Origin of the sequence: Pseudomonas sp. Eqa60 (genome assembly GCF_018326405.1) — a bacterium.
Classification (GTDB): Bacteria; Pseudomonadota; Gammaproteobacteria; order Pseudomonadales; family Pseudomonadaceae; genus Aquipseudomonas; species Aquipseudomonas protegens.
On sequence record NZ_AP024342.1, the window covers coordinates 3,512,668 to 3,529,577 of the forward strand.

General features: G+C 64.7%; 16 protein-coding genes. 11 read left to right on the forward strand and 5 right to left on the reverse strand.

Annotated elements, in window-relative coordinates:
- The first annotated feature begins 428 nt into the window (after positions 1–428).
- The 11 genes from arnB to KI242_RS16040 all read left to right on the forward strand — a co-directional run bounded on the left by arnB (position 429) and on the right by KI242_RS16040 (position 12,414).
- A complete protein-coding gene (arnB, locus tag KI242_RS15990) occupies positions 429–1,568 on the forward strand; it encodes a UDP-4-amino-4-deoxy-L-arabinose aminotransferase (RefSeq protein WP_015635639.1) in 1,140 nt (379 codons plus the stop codon).
- A gap of 5 nt (positions 1,569–1,573) precedes the next feature.
- Positions 1,574–2,593 carry an undecaprenyl-phosphate 4-deoxy-4-formamido-L-arabinose transferase gene (gene arnC / locus KI242_RS15995; RefSeq protein WP_011061332.1) on the forward strand — a complete coding sequence of 340 codons (1,020 nt, stop codon included), beginning with the start codon at positions 1,574–1,576 and terminating at the stop codon, positions 2,591–2,593.
- On the forward strand, positions 2,590–4,596 hold the full coding sequence (arnA, locus tag KI242_RS16000; protein WP_011061333.1) for a bifunctional UDP-4-amino-4-deoxy-L-arabinose formyltransferase/UDP-glucuronic acid oxidase ArnA: 2,007 nt from the start codon (positions 2,590–2,592) through the stop codon (positions 4,594–4,596). The genes arnC and arnA overlap by 4 nt, the downstream gene beginning before the upstream one ends.
- On the forward strand, positions 4,596–5,480 hold the full coding sequence (gene arnD, locus KI242_RS16005; protein WP_015635642.1) for a 4-deoxy-4-formamido-L-arabinose-phosphoundecaprenol deformylase: 885 nt from the start codon (positions 4,596–4,598) through the stop codon (positions 5,478–5,480). The genes arnA and arnD overlap by 1 nt, the downstream gene beginning before the upstream one ends.
- On the forward strand, positions 5,477–7,126 hold the full coding sequence (gene arnT / locus KI242_RS16010; protein WP_212805337.1) for a lipid IV(A) 4-amino-4-deoxy-L-arabinosyltransferase: 1,650 nt from the start codon (positions 5,477–5,479) through the stop codon (positions 7,124–7,126). The genes arnD and arnT overlap by 4 nt, the downstream gene beginning before the upstream one ends.
- On the forward strand, positions 7,123–7,467 hold the full coding sequence (gene arnE, locus KI242_RS16015; protein ID WP_011061336.1) for a 4-amino-4-deoxy-L-arabinose-phosphoundecaprenol flippase subunit ArnE: 345 nt from the start codon (positions 7,123–7,125) through the stop codon (positions 7,465–7,467). The genes arnT and arnE overlap by 4 nt, the downstream gene beginning before the upstream one ends.
- Positions 7,464–7,877 carry a 4-amino-4-deoxy-L-arabinose-phosphoundecaprenol flippase subunit ArnF gene (gene arnF, locus KI242_RS16020; protein WP_053151695.1) on the forward strand — a complete coding sequence of 138 codons (414 nt, stop codon included), beginning with the start codon at positions 7,464–7,466 and terminating at the stop codon, positions 7,875–7,877. Before arnE ends, arnF begins: the two co-directional genes overlap by 4 nt.
- On the forward strand, positions 7,874–9,238 hold the full coding sequence (locus KI242_RS16025; protein ID WP_011061338.1) for a UDP-glucose/GDP-mannose dehydrogenase family protein: 1,365 nt from the start codon (positions 7,874–7,876) through the stop codon (positions 9,236–9,238). Before arnF ends, KI242_RS16025 begins: the two co-directional genes overlap by 4 nt.
- Positions 9,239–10,864 carry a phospholipid carrier-dependent glycosyltransferase gene (locus KI242_RS16030; RefSeq protein ID WP_053151697.1) on the forward strand — a complete coding sequence of 542 codons (1,626 nt, stop codon included), beginning with the start codon at positions 9,239–9,241 and terminating at the stop codon, positions 10,862–10,864.
- 41 nt (positions 10,865–10,905) lie between these two features.
- Entirely contained in the window at positions 10,906–11,421 is a 516-nt protein-coding gene (locus KI242_RS16035; protein ID WP_019095581.1) for a GNAT family N-acetyltransferase, read from the forward strand.
- Positions 11,422–11,709: 288 nt separating this feature from the next.
- Positions 11,710–12,414, forward strand: a complete 705-nt coding sequence (locus KI242_RS16040; protein ID WP_015635647.1) for an HPP family protein — start codon at positions 11,710–11,712, stop codon at positions 12,412–12,414.
- A gap of 91 nt (positions 12,415–12,505) precedes the next feature.
- Here the strand turns inward: KI242_RS16040 and KI242_RS16045 are convergent, their stop codons facing one another.
- The 5 genes from KI242_RS16045 to KI242_RS16065 all read right to left on the reverse strand — a co-directional run bounded on the left by KI242_RS16045 (position 12,506) and on the right by KI242_RS16065 (position 16,909).
- Positions 12,506–13,369: a LysR family transcriptional regulator gene (locus KI242_RS16045; protein ID WP_011061341.1), complete on the reverse strand. Its 864-nt coding sequence runs from the start codon at positions 13,367–13,369 to the stop codon at positions 12,506–12,508.
- Positions 13,370–13,428: 59 nt separating this feature from the next.
- A complete protein-coding gene (gene astA / locus KI242_RS16050; protein WP_015635649.1) occupies positions 13,429–14,463 on the reverse strand; it encodes an arginine N-succinyltransferase in 1,035 nt (344 codons plus the stop codon).
- A complete protein-coding gene (locus KI242_RS16055; protein ID WP_011061343.1) occupies positions 14,460–15,398 on the reverse strand; it encodes an arginine deiminase-related protein in 939 nt (312 codons plus the stop codon). Before KI242_RS16055 ends, astA begins: the two co-directional genes overlap by 4 nt.
- Positions 15,399–15,655: 257 nt before the next feature.
- A complete protein-coding gene (locus tag KI242_RS16060) occupies positions 15,656–16,135 on the reverse strand; it encodes an Lrp/AsnC family transcriptional regulator (protein WP_011061344.1) in 480 nt (159 codons plus the stop codon).
- 12 nt (positions 16,136–16,147) lie between these two features.
- Positions 16,148–16,909, reverse strand: a complete 762-nt coding sequence (locus tag KI242_RS16065) for an ATP-binding cassette domain-containing protein (RefSeq protein ID WP_053151704.1) — start codon at positions 16,907–16,909, stop codon at positions 16,148–16,150.
- Position 16,910: the final 1 nt, after the last annotated feature.

The window sequence follows — 16,910 nt, forward strand, 5'->3', positions numbered from 1 at the left end:
ACCTTGGCGAGGTGAAAAAAACACTCCCGCAGGCCCCTTCAATACCCATTGAAAACTGGTTACAAAAGCCGCCAGGCCTGCGCACTTCGATAACTTTGGAAACAAACTGAACACTAGCTGTCTGGCTCGCAGAAAAACGGACTTTTACCTTATTTTTCATATTCGTTTCACAATTTTCGGCTTAATCTCAGCCCCCGACAGACAACCATCCGAGTGCAGTTTGTTCTCAGGTTGTAAAGATAACACCTTGATCCACCTTTACTTTTCACAAACTCAGTCTTTACTGATTCGCTGCATGGAATGCCCTGTTGGCTCAATAACTGGATGCGCCTTGATGACTGCAAGACCTCCCCGCTTTCCATGAACTGTCCGTTCACCCGCAGCAACCCGTATTCCAGTAATTCGCATTGTGTAAACCCGAGGTAACCATGAACCAGGCTTTCCTTCCTTTCTCGCGCCCGAGTATTGGCGAAGAAGAGATTGCTGCAGTGGAGCAGGTTCTGCGCTCCGGCTGGATCACCACCGGCCCGAAAAACCAGGAACTGGAACAGCAGTTCGCCGAACGCGTCGGCGCCCGCCACGCCGTGGCACTATCCTCCGCCACCGGCGCCATGCACATCACCCTGCTGGCCCTGGGCATCGGCCCCGGGGATGAAGTGATCACCCCGTCGCAGACCTGGGTCTCCACCGCCAACATGATCTGCCTGCTGGGTGCCACCCCGGTGTTCGTCGATGTCGACCCCGACACCCTGATGAGCGACGCCGCCACCATCGAAGCCGCCATCACCCCGCGGACCAAGGCGATCATCCCGGTGCACTACGCCGGCGCAGCCTTCGACCTCGACCCGCTCTATGCCCTGGCCGACAAGCACGGCATCGCGGTGATCGAAGACGCCGCCCACGCCGCCGGTACCACCTACCGCGGCCGCGCCATCGGCGCCCGGGGCACGGCGATCTTTTCCTTCCACGCGATCAAGAACATGACGTGCGCCGAAGGCGCGATGTTCGTCAGCGATGACGAAGCCCTGGCCAACCGCGTGCGCATGCTCAAGTTCCACGGCCTGGGAGTGGACGCCTACGACCGCCTGACCCATGGCCGCAAGCCACAGGCCCAGGTCATCGAGCCCGGCTTCAAGTACAACCTGGCGGACATGAACGCGGCCATTGCCCTGGTGCAACTGCAACGCCTGGACGAGATCAACGCCAAGCGTGAAGTGCTGGCCAAGGCCTACCTGCAGCGCCTGGAAGGCTTGCCGGTACAGCCCCTGCTCCTGCCCCAGTACCCGCAGCAGCATGCCTGGCACCTGTTCATCCTGCGCATCGACGCCGAACGCTGCGGCCTGGACCGCGAAGCCTTCATGAAAGGCCTGCAGGAACAGAATATCGGCACCGGTATCCACTTCATTGCGACGCACCTGCATACCTATTACCGACAGCGCTTCCCTGAAGTGCAGCTGCCCCATACCGAATGGAATTCGGCGCGGCTATGCTCGATTCCACTGTTTCCGGACATGACCCTCGACGATGTCGCGCGGGTGACCGGTGCCATTGCAAACCTTTTGGACTGAAGCCTTTGAAACCTTATCCGATTCAGTTCGTGTCGATCGTGATCCCGGTCTACAACGAAGAACAGAGCCTCCCCGAGCTGTTGCGGCGTACCGAAGCGGCCTGCCGCCAGCTCAAGCACGAGTTTGAAATCGTCCTGGTGGACGACGGCAGCCGCGACGAGTCGGCGAACATCCTGCAAGCTGCCGCCGAGCGCGAAGACAGCCCGGTAGTGGCGGTGATCCTCAACCGCAACTACGGCCAGCATGCGGCGATCATGGCCGGCTTCGAGCAGTGCCGCGGCGATGTGGTGATCACCCTCGACGCCGACCTGCAGAACCCGCCGGAGGAAATCCCGCGCCTGGTGGCTCAGGCCGAACTGGGCTACGACGTGGTCGGCACCGTGCGCAACAACCGGCAGGACTCGGCGTTCCGCCGCTGGCCCTCGAAGCTGATCAACCTGGCCGTGCAGCGTTCCACCGGTGTGGCCATGAGCGACTACGGCTGCATGCTGCGGGCCTATCGCCGCACCATCATCGACGCGATGCTGGCCTGCACCGAGCGCAGCACCTTCATCCCGATCCTGGCCAACAGCTTTGCCCGGCACACCACCGAGGTGCTGGTGGAGCACGCCGAGCGCGAGCACGGCGACTCCAAGTACAGCCCGATGCGCCTGATCAACCTGATGTTCGACTTGATCACCTGCATGACCACCACGCCCCTGCGGCTGTTGAGCATCATCGGTTTCGGCATGGCCGGCCTCGGCGCGCTGTTTGCCCTGATGCTGATCGTGCTGCGCCTGATCTTCGGCGCCACCTGGGCCGGCGACGGCACCTTCGTGCTGTTCGCGGTGCTGTTCGTGTTCACCGGTGGCCAGTTCATCGGCATGGGTCTTTTGGGTGAATACCTGGGACGCATGTACAGCGACGTGCGGGCCCGCCCGCGTTTCTTCATCGAAAAAGTCTTGCGCAGCCAGCCTGCGGCCCCGGCCCCTGCTGTGACTGTCGACGGTTTAACTTCCACTCATACTGATCAGGTTTCGCCATGAGCAATAAAGCTGTTGTCTTCGCCTACCACGATATTGGCTGTGCTGGCATCGAAGCCCTGCTCAACGCAGGTTACGAGATCGCCGCCGTGTTCACCCACGCCGATGACCCCAAGGAAAACACCTTCTACGGCTCGGTGGCCCAGCTCTGCGCCCGCAAGGGCATTGCCGTGCATGCCCCGGAAGATGCCAACCACCCGCTGTGGATCGAGCGCATCGCCAAGCTCAACCCCGACTACCTGTTCTCCTTCTATTACCGCAACCTGCTGAGCGAGCCGCTGCTGGCCACTGCCAGCAAGGGCGCGTTCAACCTGCACGGCTCGCTGCTGCCGCGCTACCGTGGCCGCGCACCGGCCAACTGGGTGCTGGTCAAGGGCGAAACCGAAACCGGCGTGACACTGCACCGTATGGTCAAGCGTGCCGATGCCGGCGCCATCATTGCCCAGGAGCGTGTGGCCATCGAGCGCAGCGACACCGCGCTGAGCCTGCACCACAAACTGCGTGACGCCGCCGCCAGCCTGCTGCGCGACACCCTGCCGGCACTGGCCCAGGGCAAGATCACCGAAACCGCCCAGGACGAGTCCAAGGCCAGCTACTTCGGTCGTCGCACCGCGGCGGACGGCAAGATCGACTGGCAGCGTCCGGCCGAAGAGCTGTTCAACCTGGTGCGCGCCGTGACTCAACCCTACCCGGGCGCCTTCTGCGCCGTGGGCGAGCACAAGCTGATCGTCTGGAGCGCCGAAGTCGCCAAGGGCAACGAAGGCCAGGCCCCGGGCCGGGTCATCAGCGTCGACCCGCTGCGCATCGCCTGTGGCCAGGACTCCCTGGTGATCACCTCCGGCCAGCGCAACGCCAACGGCCTGTTCCTGGGTGGCCCGCAACTGGCCAACGAACTGGGCCTGGTGGACGGTTCCCTGCTGCGCGGCGCCGAATCGGGGCGCAAGCCACGTCGCACCCGCGTACTGATCCTGGGCGTCAACGGCTTTATCGGTAACCACCTGTCCGAGCGCCTGTTGCGTGACGACAAGTACGACGTCTATGGCCTGGACATCGGCTCCGACGCCATCGAGCGCCTGCGCAGCCATCCGAACTTCCACTTCGTCGAAGGCGATATCAGCATTCACTCCGAGTGGATCGAATATCACATCAAGAAGTGCGACGTGGTCCTGCCACTGGTGGCCATCGCCACCCCGATCGAGTACACCCGCAACCCGCTGCGCGTGTTCGAGCTGGACTTCGAAGAGAACCTCAAGCTGGTTCGCTACTGCGTCAAGTACAACAAGCGCGTGATCTTCCCGTCGACTTCGGAAGTCTATGGCATGTGCCAGGACAAGAACTTCGACGAAGACACCTCCAACCTGATCGTCGGCCCGATCAACAAGCAGCGCTGGATCTACTCGGTCTCCAAGCAGCTGCTGGACCGGGTGATCTGGGCCTACGGCGCCAAGGGCCTGAACTTCACCCTGTTCCGTCCCTTCAACTGGATGGGCCCGCGCCTGGACCGCCTGGACTCGGCACGCATCGGCAGCTCCCGGGCCATCACCCAGTTGATCCTCAACCTGGTGGAAGGCACCCCGATCCGTCTGTTCGACGGTGGCGAGCAGAAGCGCTGCTTCACCGACATCGCCGACGGCATCGAAGCCCTGGCACGCATCGTCGACAACGAAAACGACTGCTGCAACGGCCAGATCATCAACATCGGCAACCCGGACAACGAAGCCAGCATCCGTCAGCTGGGCGAAGAGCTGCTGCGCCAGTTCGAAGCTCACCCGCTGCGCGGCAACTTCCCGCCGTTCGCCGGTTTCCGCGATGTGGAGAGCAAGGCGTTCTACGGTGCCGGCTACCAGGACGTGGAACACCGCAAGCCAAGCATCGACAACGCCAAGCGCCTGCTGAACTGGGAGCCGACCGTGGAAATGAGCGAAACCATCGGCAATACCCTGGACTTCTTCCTGCGTGAAGCGATGCTGGAAATCGCCGACCGCGCCAAGCAAGAAGCACGCTGATGCAGGCAGGTCTGCGCATTGATGTCGATACCTACCGCGGCACCCGGGAGGGGGTGCCACGGCTGCTCGAATCGCTGGATGAAGCCGGGGTCAAGGCCACCTTCTTCTTCAGCGTCGGGCCGGACAACATGGGGCGCCACCTGTGGCGCCTGATCCGTCCGCAGTTCCTCTGGAAAATGCTGCGGTCCAATGCCGCGGGCCTGTACGGCTGGGACATTCTCCTGGCCGGCACGGCCTGGCCGGGTAAACCCATTGGCCGGGACCTGGGGCACTTGATGCGCCAGACCCTGGCCGCCGGTCATGAAGTCGGCCTGCACGCCTGGGATCACCACGGCTGGCAGGCCAATACCGGGCGCTGGAGCCAGGCACAGCTGGTCGAACAGATCCGCCGTGGCGTCGACAGCCTCAACGATATTCTCGGGCAAGCGGTGAGCTGCTCGGCGTCCGCCGGTTGGCGCGCCGACGAACGCGTCATCGAAGCCAAACAGCAATTCGGCTTTCGCTACAACAGCGACTGCCGCGGCCAGAGCCTGTTCCTGCCACGCCTGGCGGACGGCAGCCTGGGCGCACCACAGATTCCGGTGGACCTGCCGACCTTCGACGAAGTGGTCGGGCCGGTGGTGGCCGCCAAGGATTTCAACAGTTACATCCTCGACCGGTTCAGCCCGGACAAACTCAACGTCTATACCGTGCATGCAGAAGTAGAAGGGATTCTCATGGCCAACGATTTTCGCCAGCTGCTGGCCAGCGCCAGGCAGCGCGACATCCACTTCCAACCCCTGGGCGACATGCTCCCGGCGGATCTGGCCAGCCTGCCCGCGGGCAAGGTGGTGCGCGGTGCGCTGGAAGGCCGTGAAGGCTGGCTGGGAGTGCAAGGCGCATGACCAGACGTTGGGCTCTGCCGCTGCTGCTGATCGCGTTCGGCCTGTTCTACCTGCTGCCCCTGGCCACCCACGGCCTGTGGATTCCCGATGAAACCCGCTACGCGCAGATCAGCCAGGAAATGCTCCTGACCGGCAAATGGGCGTCGCCGCACTTCATGGGCATCCGCTATTTTGAGAAACCGGTGGCCGGCTACTGGATGATCGCCATCGGCCAGGCGCTGTTTGGCGACAACCTGTTTGGCGTGCGCGTGGCCTCGGCCCTGAGCACCGGCCTGAGCGTGGTCCTGGCCTACCTGCTGGCCCGGCGCCTGTGGAACGATCCGCGCAAGAGCCTGGCCAGCGCCCTGCTCTACATGAGCTTTACCGTGGTCGCGCTGCAGGCCGGCTACGCCAACCTCGATCCGCAATTCACCTTCTGGGTCAACCTGAGCCTGGTGGCGCTGTGGTTCACCTTCGACTGCCGGACAACCCGCGGCCAGGTGCTGGCCTGGGTGGCGCTGGGCCTGGCCTGCGGTATGGGCTTCATGACCAAGGGCTTTCTGGCCTGGCTGCTGCCGGTGCTGGTGGCCCTGCCCTACGCCATCTGGCAGAAGCGCCTGCGCTCGCTGCTGATCTATGGCGGCATCGGTGTGCTGGTGGCCATTCTCATCAGCCTGCCCTGGGCCCTGGCGGTGCACTCCCAGGAACCGGACTACTGGCGTTTCTTCTTCTGGCACGAGCACATCCGCCGTTTTGCCGGTGATGATGCCCAGCACGCCTCGCCCTGGTGGTACTACCTGCCGTTGCTGGTGGGGTTCAGCGTGCCCTGGGTGCTGCTGCTGCCGGCCGGCCTGAAGCAGGCCTGGCAACAGCGGCGCCAGAACAGCAGCGGCTTCCTGCTGCTGTGGCTGGTGCTGCCCCTGGCCTTCTTCAGCCTGAGCAAGGGCAAGCTGCCGGCCTATATCCTGCCGTGCCTGTTGCCCCTGGCGCTGTTGATGGGCAACACCCTGGTGGACCGCCTGGCTGCCGGCAAGACCCGGCTGCTGGCATTCAACGGCGTGCTCAACCTGGTGGCCGGCCTGCTGGGGCTGCTGGCCCTGGTGTACTTCCAGATGAAAAAGCCGGTGTATGTGGACGAGCCGCAGCACCTGGTGCTGGTGTATGTGTTGCTGCTGGGCTGGATCCTCAGCAACCTGCTGCAAGCCATGCGCCCCCTGACCCTGTGGGCGCCGCCGGCCCTGGGCAGCTTCCTGCTGGTGGCCCTGGCCCCGGCAGCGCTGCCCAACTCGGTGGTCTACAACAAGATCCCCGACCAGTTCATCATCGATCACGTGGCCGAGCTGGGCCAGGCCAAGGCCCTGCTGAGCAACGACCTGGGAGCTGCTTCCGCCCTGGCCTGGCGCCTGCGGCGCCCTGACGTGACCCTGTACAACACCGAAGGCGAAGTGAAATACGGCCTGGGCTACGAAGACACTGCCGCGCGCAAGGTCGACCTCAATCAGGTCCAGCCGTGGATCGCCGAGGCCCGCAAGCAGGGCTCGATCGGCGTGGTGATGCGGGTCAAGAGCAGCGACGAGGAACATGAAGTCGAGCTGCTGCCCAAGGATGCCAAGCGCTATGAGCAAGGCAATATCGTGATCTTCATCATTCCCCAGAGCCAGCCATGAGCCTGCTGCTTTTGTTGCTGGCCTGCGGGCTGACCTGCCTGGGCCAGGTGGCGCAGAAGTTCGCCGTGGAAAGCTGGCGCGGCCAGCCTTCCAGCGCCCTGCAGAAACTGCGCTCGGGCTGGCTGTGGCTGGCTCTGTTCAGCCTCGGCCTAGGCCTGCTGGTGTGGCTCCTGGTGCTGCAACGCATGGAGGTGGGCGTGGCCTACCCGATGCTCAGCCTGAACTTCGTCTTCATCACCCTGATTGCCCACTTCGTATTCCGTGAGCACATCGACCGGCGCCACTGGTTCGGCGTGGCCCTGGTGATCGGCGGCGTGCTGCTGTTGAGTCGCCACGCATGAGCCGGGTCAAGGGATTTGCCTTCGCCCTGGGCAGCGTGGCCCTGGTCAGCGGCGCCCAGTTGGGCATGCGCTGGAGCATGACCCGCCTGCCCGCCCCGGATCAGTGGTTGCCGGCGTTGAGTGCCGGCAGCGTCGACCTGGCCGCCCTGGCGGTGGTGGCCGCGGCCATCGCTGCCTATGCGCTGTCGATGCTCTGTTGGCTGCTGGCCTTGCGCGACCTGCCGCTGGGCCGGGCCTATTCGCTGCTCAGCATCAGCTACGCCCTGGTCTACCTGCTGGCCGCCAGCCTGCCGTTGTTCAACGAACCCTTCACGCTTTCCAAAACCCTCGGGGTGGCCCTGGTCATCCTCGGGGTCATCACCATCAACTCTCGATCTGCACCCGCGACAAGTCCCAGGAATACCCCATGAAAATCAGTGTATTTGGAAGTGGTTACGTCGGCCTCGTACAGGCTGCCGTGTTGGCTGAAGTCGGCCACGATGTCATCTGCATGGACATCGACGAGCAAAAGGTCAAACAGCTGCAACAGGGACACGTGAGCATCTTCGAGCCGGGGCTGGCCAGCCTGGTCAAGGAAAACCTCGAAGCCAAGCGCCTGCACTTCACCCACGATGAAAAACTCGCGGTGCAGCATGGCCAGGTGCTGTTCATCGCCGTGGGCACGCCCTCCAGCGAAGACGGTTCGGCGGACCTGCGCTACGTGCTGTCAGTGGGCGACGCGGTGGCCCGCCACCGTGAGCAGCCGGTAATCCTGGTGGAAAAATCCACCGTACCGGTGGGCACGGGCGACACCTTGAAGGCCCACATCGAGAAGGTCCTGGATGGCCGTGCGCTGCAATTCGATATCGTCTCCAACCCGGAATTCCTCAAGGAAGGCTCGGCGGTCACCGACTGCCGCCGGCCGGACCGGATCATCATCGGCTGCGAGCGCGAAGAAGTGCGCGATGTGATGCGCGACCTGTACGCACCGTTCAACCGCAACCATGACCGCATCATGTTCATGGACCTGCGCAGCGCCGAGCTGACCAAGTACGCCGCCAACTGCATGCTGGCGACCAAGATCAGCTTCATCAACCAGATCGCCGAACTGGCCGAGCACCTGGGGGCCGACATCGAAGCGGTGCGCCTGGGCATCGGCGCCGACACCCGCATTGGCTACCACTTCATCTACCCGGGCTGCGGCTACGGCGGCTCGTGCTTCCCCAAGGACATGCGTGCGCTGATCCACAGTGCCCAGCAAGCCCACTGCTCCAGCGACCTGTTGCAAGCCGTGGAAGCCATCAACGAGCGGCAGAAGCACAAGCTGTTCGAACGCATCAAGGCGTTCTACAAGGGCGACCTCAAAGGCAAGACCTTTGCCCTGTGGGGCCTGGCATTCAAGCCCAACACCGACGACATGCGCGACGCCCCGAGCCGGGTGCTGCTCGATGCGCTGTTCGCCGCCGGTGCCCAGGTGCGGGCCTTCGACCCGGAAGCCATGCAGGAAACCCAGCGCCTGTACCCGGACGAGTCGCGCCTGATGCTCATGGGCACCCCGGAATCGGTACTGGTGGGCGCCGACGCCCTGGTCATCTGCACCGAGTGGCAGCAGTTCAAGGCACCGGATTTCGACCTGATCCAGCAGCGTCTCAAGGCGCCGGTGATCTTCGACGGGCGCAACCTGTACGACGCCGAGCGCCTGGCGCGCAACGGCTTCACCTACTTCCCGATTGGCCGCGGTGAATCGCGCAACCTGCCGATCCCCCACCAGCAGTGGTCTGCTGAGGCCTGAATGAACACCAGTCACTCCTCCCCTTCGAACACTCTTCTTTGGCAATCGTTGGGGCTGGGGTTGCTGGCCCTGCTGCTGTTCTGCGTCGGCGCCGACCACCAGTCGGCGATCGGCTTCGATTCGCGCTTCGTGCTGTTTGCCAAGGAAATGCTGCGCCACGGGCCGGGGTTCTTCCCCACCACCTACGGCCAGCCCTACGCCGACTACTCCAGCGCCTCGACCCTGCTGGTCTGGCTGTTCTCCCTGCCAGGGGGGCAAGTCACCAGCCTTACCGCCTGGTTGCCCACGGCCATCGCCTCGGCCTTGATCGTCAGCCTGATCTATCGCCTATTGGCGCCCTATTCCCGCACCTGGGCCCTGCTCAGCGTTGCCCTGCTGTTGCTCAGCAACACCTTTATCAGTGAAACCCGCGCCGTGTCCCTGGACCAGATGCTGGCTGCGGTGTCCCTGGCCGTGTTCTACCTGGGCTACGCCCATGACCATTTCGGTACCCGCCGGCGCCTGGGCTGGATCTTCCTCCTGCTGGTGCTGGGCTTTGCCATTCGCGGGCCCATCGGCCTGGTGATTCCCACCGGCATGCTATGCAGCTACTACCTGCTCAATGGCCAGTGGCGGCGGCTGTTCAGCGTCGGTTTCAGCGCCCTGGCGCTGCTGGTGGCCTGCGTCGGCCTGCTGCTGTGGCTGGCCAAGCTCAGTGGCGGCCAGGCCTTCGTCGACGATGTGATCCGCATGCAGTTCATGGGGCGCATGGACGGCAGCGAAGGCTCCAGCGATGTCTTCTATTACTTCACCAGTTCCCTGGGCAACTACGCCCTGGCCTACCCCCTGGCGATCCTGGCGTGGCTGGCCGTGCTGCTGACCCGCGCCACGGAACAGGGCCCGGGCCTGAAACTGTTGCGCCTGTGCACCGCGGCCGGGTTGATCGTGATGATCGGCCTGTCGATTCCCCAGGCGAAAAAGGCTCGCTACCTGCTGCCGATGCTGCCCATGGCGGCGATCATTGCCGCCTATCCGTTCCAGGCCGGCCGCGGACGGCTGCTGGCCTGGCTGCGCGGGGCGATCCAGGGCCTGTGGCTGCTGCTGCCGGGGTTGCTGATCATCGGCTTGCTGGTGCTACGGCGCAAATTCCCCGAGCAGCTCGACTCGTTGACGCCGATGCTGCTGGTGCTCGGCCTGTTGCAGCTGTTGTCCCTGGGGCTGCTGTTCAAGCGCCAGTGGCGCGCCGTGGGCCTGGCCTACAGCGCAGTGCTGGCAGTCTGGGCCTGCTACATCGGAGTCTTCGAGCCGGTGGAGCACCGTCTCTATGACACGCGCACCTTCAGCCACAGCGCCATGCAACTGATCGAGGCCGACCCGGCACCGGTGGTCCTGCACCGCATGGGCAAGGACGCCAAGGCCATCAAGTTCATGGTCAACCTGGACCGGGATCTGCAACCGCAGTTCACCGAAAGCCCAGACGCCCTGGCTCAGGTACCCGGCCCGGCCTGGGTCATCCTCGATCAGAGCGACCTGGCCAGCCTGCAGAATACGCCGCTGGCCGACCTGAAGCCGGTGTTGAGCGGGCGTTTCGACAAGAACGACTTCGTCCTCCTGCACCTGACCGGGCCAACCGCCGCGCAACCCTGAAAGCGTTGCACGGCCCCTGCCCGCTGCCTACACTCGCGCCCATGACTATTGAGATCCGCCGGGCGCGGGTGACCGACGCCGACTTTCTTCCCGCCATTGAAACCTGCGCTGCCGAACTGTTTCGCTCCGATGCGCAACTGGCCTGGCTGGCAGACGCCGCAGTGGCCGACGTACCGAGCCACCGCGCCAATATCCAGCGCCACCCGGTCTGGGTGGCGGTGACGGCGGATGACATCCCTTGCGCCTTTCTCAACGCCGAAGCCTGCGACCGGGAACTGCATGTGTGGGAGATTTCCGTCGCCCGCGCTCACCAGGGCCAGGGCATCGGCAAGCGCCTGCTGCAGGCGGCGCGGCAATACGCTCTGGAGCAGCAGCTTGAAGCCCTAACCCTGAGCACCTTTCGCGAACTGCCCTGGAACGAACCCTTCTACCAGCGCCAGGGCTTTGTCACCCTCGAACAGGCGCAATTGGGCCCACGGCTGTGCCAGGTGCTGGCCGATGAAGCCCGGTACGGCCTGCCCGCGGCGCGCCGCTGCGCCATGCGCCTTACGCTGTAGAAACCGGTGAGAAATTGGCTGCCTTCGCTGGCTTCCCAGCGAAGGCGTCCGCCAGGGCTACACCACACTCAAGGGCCTCTTCGCCGGCAAGCCGGCTCCTACAGGGGCTGTCGTATTTAAGTGCAAAACAAATGCACTGAAGCAGCATTATTATGAATTTGTCAGGCGCAAGATTCCTCGGCACACTGTGCCGGTTCCTCCCCAAATGTTGGAACGTTCAAGGGCTTTCTGGTCATCCAGGCAAGCCCTTCTTTTTGCCTGTCGTTCTGGATTGGAAAGCGTTTACCGATGTTCGCCCGCTGGAAACCCGCCGCCATCAATACCCGCCCACTGGAATGGAGCCGCGCCGCCATCGGCATGGCCCTGGGCACCCTGTTCAGTGTCTGGCTCTGTGCCCAGGTCTTCGGCATGCCGGTGGCCCTGCACCTGATCGGCCCTCTGGGCGCGTCGGCGGTGCTGCTGTTCGCGGTGTCTTCAGGCGCCCTGGCCCAGCCCTGGTCGATTCTTGGCGGCTACCTCTGTGCCGCCGTCATGGCCTTGGCGGTGGCCCATGTACTGGGCCGTACCTTGGGCAGTGCCTGCCTGGCGGCGGGCATGGCCCTGGTGCTGATGTGCTGGTTGCGCTGCCTGCACCCGCCGGCCGGCGCCCTGGCCCTGACCCTGGTACTGGCGGACCCGGCCAGCGTGGCCCTGGACTGGTACGAGCTGGGGCCGGTGATGCTGGCCGCCGCCAGCCTGTTGCTCAGCGCCCTGGCCTACAACAACCTGACGCGCACCCGTTACCCCAAGGGCCCCAGCGAAGCTCCGGCGCTCCTGCCAGCAACCGCTGCCAGCGACAGCCTGGCGATCACGGCCCAGGACCTGAAACTGGCCCTGGCGGAGATGGAGGAGTTCTTCGACGTCACCCCCGAAGACCTCGAACAGCTGATTCATGCCAGCGAAGCCCACGCCCGGCGCCGCAGCATCGGCCAGGTGCTCGCCTCACGCCGCTGACAGCCAGCGCCAGGCGCCGGCTTGCCCGCCAAGGCGCCCTCAAGGACAGCCCATCACTCAAGGGCCTCCTCGCCTGCCAGGTTGCCGGGTTTCAGACCATCGGCGACCAGCGCTGGGACCAGTCGGTGTCGCTTTCTATCACTTCCCGCAGTACCGCGAACGCCTGTTGCAGCTCTGGGGTATCGCGCTCGCGGGCGTACAGCAGGTAGGTGGGGAAGTTGAACTCCGGGGCTTTTTCCACCCGCTCCAGCACACCGCTGTCCAGGTAGCTCTGCACCACCCGTGTGCGGAAATAGCCGCTGCCACCGGCATCGAGGATGAACTGCAGGGCCAGCGGCCCGAGGTTGAAGCCCACTGCCGCCTTGGCCTGCGCAGGTAGCGCGGCGTCGTGCTGGCGGCGAAAGTCCTCGCCCCAATCGATGTACACATAGGGCTCGGGGCGCCCGGCCAAGCGCACCTGGATCAGTTTTTCCTCCAGTAACTGCTCCACCTGCAAGCCCGGCGAGTACAGCGGCTGGAACACCAGCGCGGCGTCCAGCACGCCCAGCTCCAGTTGCCGCTGCAAGCTGGCGCCTTCGCCGATCTGAGTGCGCACGGCGTGGTTGGGCAACGCCTGGCGCAGGCGCCGCACCCAGTTGAGCATCAGCGGGCTGCACAGGCTCAGCTCGCCGCCGATGTGCAGCACATTGCGGTAGCCGGCCAGCAGCGGCAGGTCGCGCTGGGCTGCCTCCCAGGTCTGCACCAGTTGGTTGGCGTAGCTGATGAAGGCCTCGCCGTCGGCGGTGGGCCGGGCGCCGGCGCGGTTGCGCACCAGCAGCTTGCAATTGAGCTGGCCTTCCAGGTTCTGCACCCTGGCGCTGATGGCGGTCTGGGTCAGGTGCAGGCGCTCGGCAGCAGCGATCAGGCTGCCGCTGCGGACGATTTCCAGGAAGGTGCGGGCCAGATCGATGTCCATGGTGCCTCGCCGGCAGAAAATTCGAGCGCCATTGTAGCGGCGCTCGCGCCACGACGCTTCTAGGCTGCGGACATTTGCCGCGCCGGCACCGCCAGGCTCACCGCCCGCACCGAGGCCCCGGCCGGCAACCCCAGGGCCCGGGCGCTGTCACGGCTGACAATCAGGGTGCCGGCGGCGACCCGCGCCGCCGCCACGCTGATCCGGCAGTCGGCGAACTGGCGGTTGTGGACCAGGTAGGGCTGGGCCTGCTCCCCCGGGGTGCCGATGCTCAGTTGCAGCACCTGGCTGTCGCGCACTGCGCGGATGTCGCCGGTGGCGCATTCGATCAGGGGCCCGCCGTCGAAGATGTCGATGTAGTCCTTGAAGGCAAAACCTTCGGCCTTGAGCATGCCCAGGGCCGGTTCGGTATTGGGGTGCACCCGGCCGATCACTGCCCGTGCCGGCTCCGGCAGCAGGCAGGTGGGCAAGGGAAACTTGGGCATCAGCTCGGCGATGAAGGTCTTGTTGCCAAGGCCGGTGAGGTAGTCGGCGTCGGCGAAATCCATCTTGAAAAAGTGCCGGCCCAGGCCTTCCCAGAACGGCGACACACCCTGCTCGTCGGAATAGCCACGCATCTCGGCGATCACCTTGTCGCCGAAAAGCTCGCGGAACTCGGCCAGGAACAGGAAGCGCGCCTTGGACAGCAGGCGCCCGTTGAGCCCCTGGCGGTGGTCGGCATGCAGGAACAGCGAGCACAGTTCCGAATGGCCGGTCATGTCGTTGCCCAGGAACAGGGTCGGCAGTTGCTGGTTGATCCCCAGGTTTTTCGAGGCCGCGACAAACAGCCCGACCCGGTAGTTGTACCAGGGCTCGCGCAGGCCCACAGCGCCGGCCAGGGCGCAGATGCCGACCACTTCGCCCTGCGCGCTTTGCAGCACGAACAGGTAGTCGGCATCGGCCCGCGAGGCCTGGCCGGCGAAGGTTTGCTCGGCCCATTGCAGGCGTGACCGCAGGCGCCCGGCGTCGGCGGGCAAGGTGGTCAGGCCGGCACCGGCACTGTGGGCCAGGGCCAGCAGCGCCGGCAAATCGGCCAGGGTGGCGGGACGGACGATCATCGCGAGAGCTCCAGCTGAGGTTGACGTTCGGGCAGGTAGATTTCCGCCAGCATGCAGCGGGCGCTGCCGCCGCCGATGCGTTCAATGGTGTCGATGTTCACCGGCACCGGCTGCACATGGCGCTCGATCAGCCGGCGCTGCTCGGCATCCAGGGAGCGCCAGGCACTGCGGGACATCACCAGCAGCGGCTCGCCGGCACTGTTGTGGACTTCCAGCATATTGCCGGCGAAGGATTCCAGCTGGGCCCAGGTCAAGGGCAGCAGCTGTTTGCCGCTGCTTTCCAGGCGCTGGCGCAGGGCCGCCCGCTCCTGTGCATCGTCCAGGGCCAGCAGGCAGGCCACCGCCAGCTGGCTGCCGACGCTCATCATCACGTTGGTGTGATAGATCGGCTCACCCTGGCGGTCCCGGGCATGAAAGGCACACAGCTCGTAACCCAGGTGCGCCACCAGCTGGTCCAGGGCCCGGGCATGGGTGCGGGTCGAGTAGCCGGCGTAGCAGATGCGCTGCTGGCGATCCAGGACCATGCTGCCGGTGCCTTCGAGGAACAGTTCCTCCTGCTCCAGGGAGGTGAGATCCAGGGTGCGGTTCACCTGGTACTGCTCGTGCAGGTGCGCCAGTACCCCCTTGTAGCGCTCCAGGCGGCGGTTGCGGCCCTGCATCGGGTACAGCACCAGGGTGCCGTCGGGGTGGCTGCTCCAGCAGTTGTTGGGAAAGATCGAATCCGGGGTATGGGGTGCGGCGCCGTCTTCGTGGACCAGCACCCGGACCCCATGCTCGCGCAGCGTCGCGACGTAGCCGTCGAACTCCTGCAGGGCCTTGGCCTGCACGTCTTCGGCGGCACCGGGGGGGCGCTGGAAATGGTTGTTGCCGGCAGTGTCCTGGTTGAACGAAAAACGCGTGGGGCGAATCATCAAAACGCTATGGGTAGTCTGCATGGGGCACGCAATCAATGAGGTTTCAGAGGGGCCCATTGTGTTTTTTTGTCGGGACAAAACCCGGCTGAACGGCGGGCCTGCACGGCAGGAAATGGCTGAAAGCACGGGTTGCCCCAGCCGATTTCGCACCTCCTGAAAACATCGATATGCGACCTGCAGGAGCAGGCTTGCCAGCGAAGGCGATCTTGCGAGCGGTGCAAGGCTTGCGGGCCTGTTCGCCGGCAAGCCGGCTCCTGCGGCGGGGGGCGTACAGGGGGTTATTCCATGCCGGTCTTGACCATCGCCAGTTCAGGGTGGCTGACCAGTTTGTCGATGTGCAGATCCGGGTCGTCGAACCAGACTTCGGTCAGCACCCGGTAGTGCTCCATGTCCCGGCAGCGCATGCGCAGGCTGTAGTCGAAGGCGCCGCTGATCAGCCGGCATTCCAGCACCTGGGGGCAGGCCCGGACCTTGGCCTCGAAGGCTTTCTGCGCCGCCCGCCCGCTCTGGTTGGACAAGGCCACCAGCACCAGCAGCGACAGCCCCGGGGTGAGTTTCTTTTCGTCGAGGATGGCCCCGTAGCCACGGATGACCCCGAGCTGCTCCAGCTTGCGCACCCGCTCCAGGCACGGCCTGGGGGTCAGGTGCACGCGCTCGGAGAGTTTCTGGTAGGTGATGCGCCCTTCGTGGCGCAGAACCTCGATGATCGCCTGGTCGATTCGGTCAAGCACGATCGACAGGTCGCGGATGTCCGCCATGGATGTCTTCCCTCACTTCAAACGGCCGGATAGAAACTGCTGCAAACGTTCACTCTGCGGCTGGTCGAGAATCGCCGGGCTACCCTGCTCCTCGACCCGCCCTTGATGCAAGAACAACACCTGGCTCGACACTTGTCGGGCAAAGCTCATTTCATGGGTGACCATGAGCATGGTCCGCCCCTCTTCGGCCAGGGCCTGGATCACCTTCAGCACCTCCCCCACCAGTTCCGGGTCCAGCGCCGAGGTCGGCTCGTCGAACAGCAGGATCTGCGGCTCCACCGCCAGGGCCCGGGCGATCGCCACCCGCTGTTGCTGGCCACCGGACAGGAACGCCGGGTACTGCTCGGCCACCCGTTGCGCCAAGCCCACCTTGTCCAGGTAGGCCCGGGCACTGGCTTCGGCCTCCTTGCGGCCAATGCCCAGCACCCGGCACGGCGCCAGCATGATGTTCTCCAGCACGCTGAGGTGGCTCCACAGGTTGAAGTGCTGGAACACCATGGCCAGGCGCGTGCGCAGGCGCTGCAACTGGGCCGGGCTGGCCACCTGCATGCCGCCAGGGGCCTCGCGGGTGACAATCGCCTCGCCGTCCAGGGCAATGGCCCCGGCATCGGCCCGCTCCAGGAAGTTGATGCAGCGCAGCATGGTGCTCTTGCCCGAGCCACTGGCGCCGATCATGCTCACCACGTCTCCGGCCCGGGCCTTCAACGAGACGCCCTTGAGCACCTCGTTGTCACCAAAACGCTTGTAGAGATTTTCAACGGTCAATTTGTACATC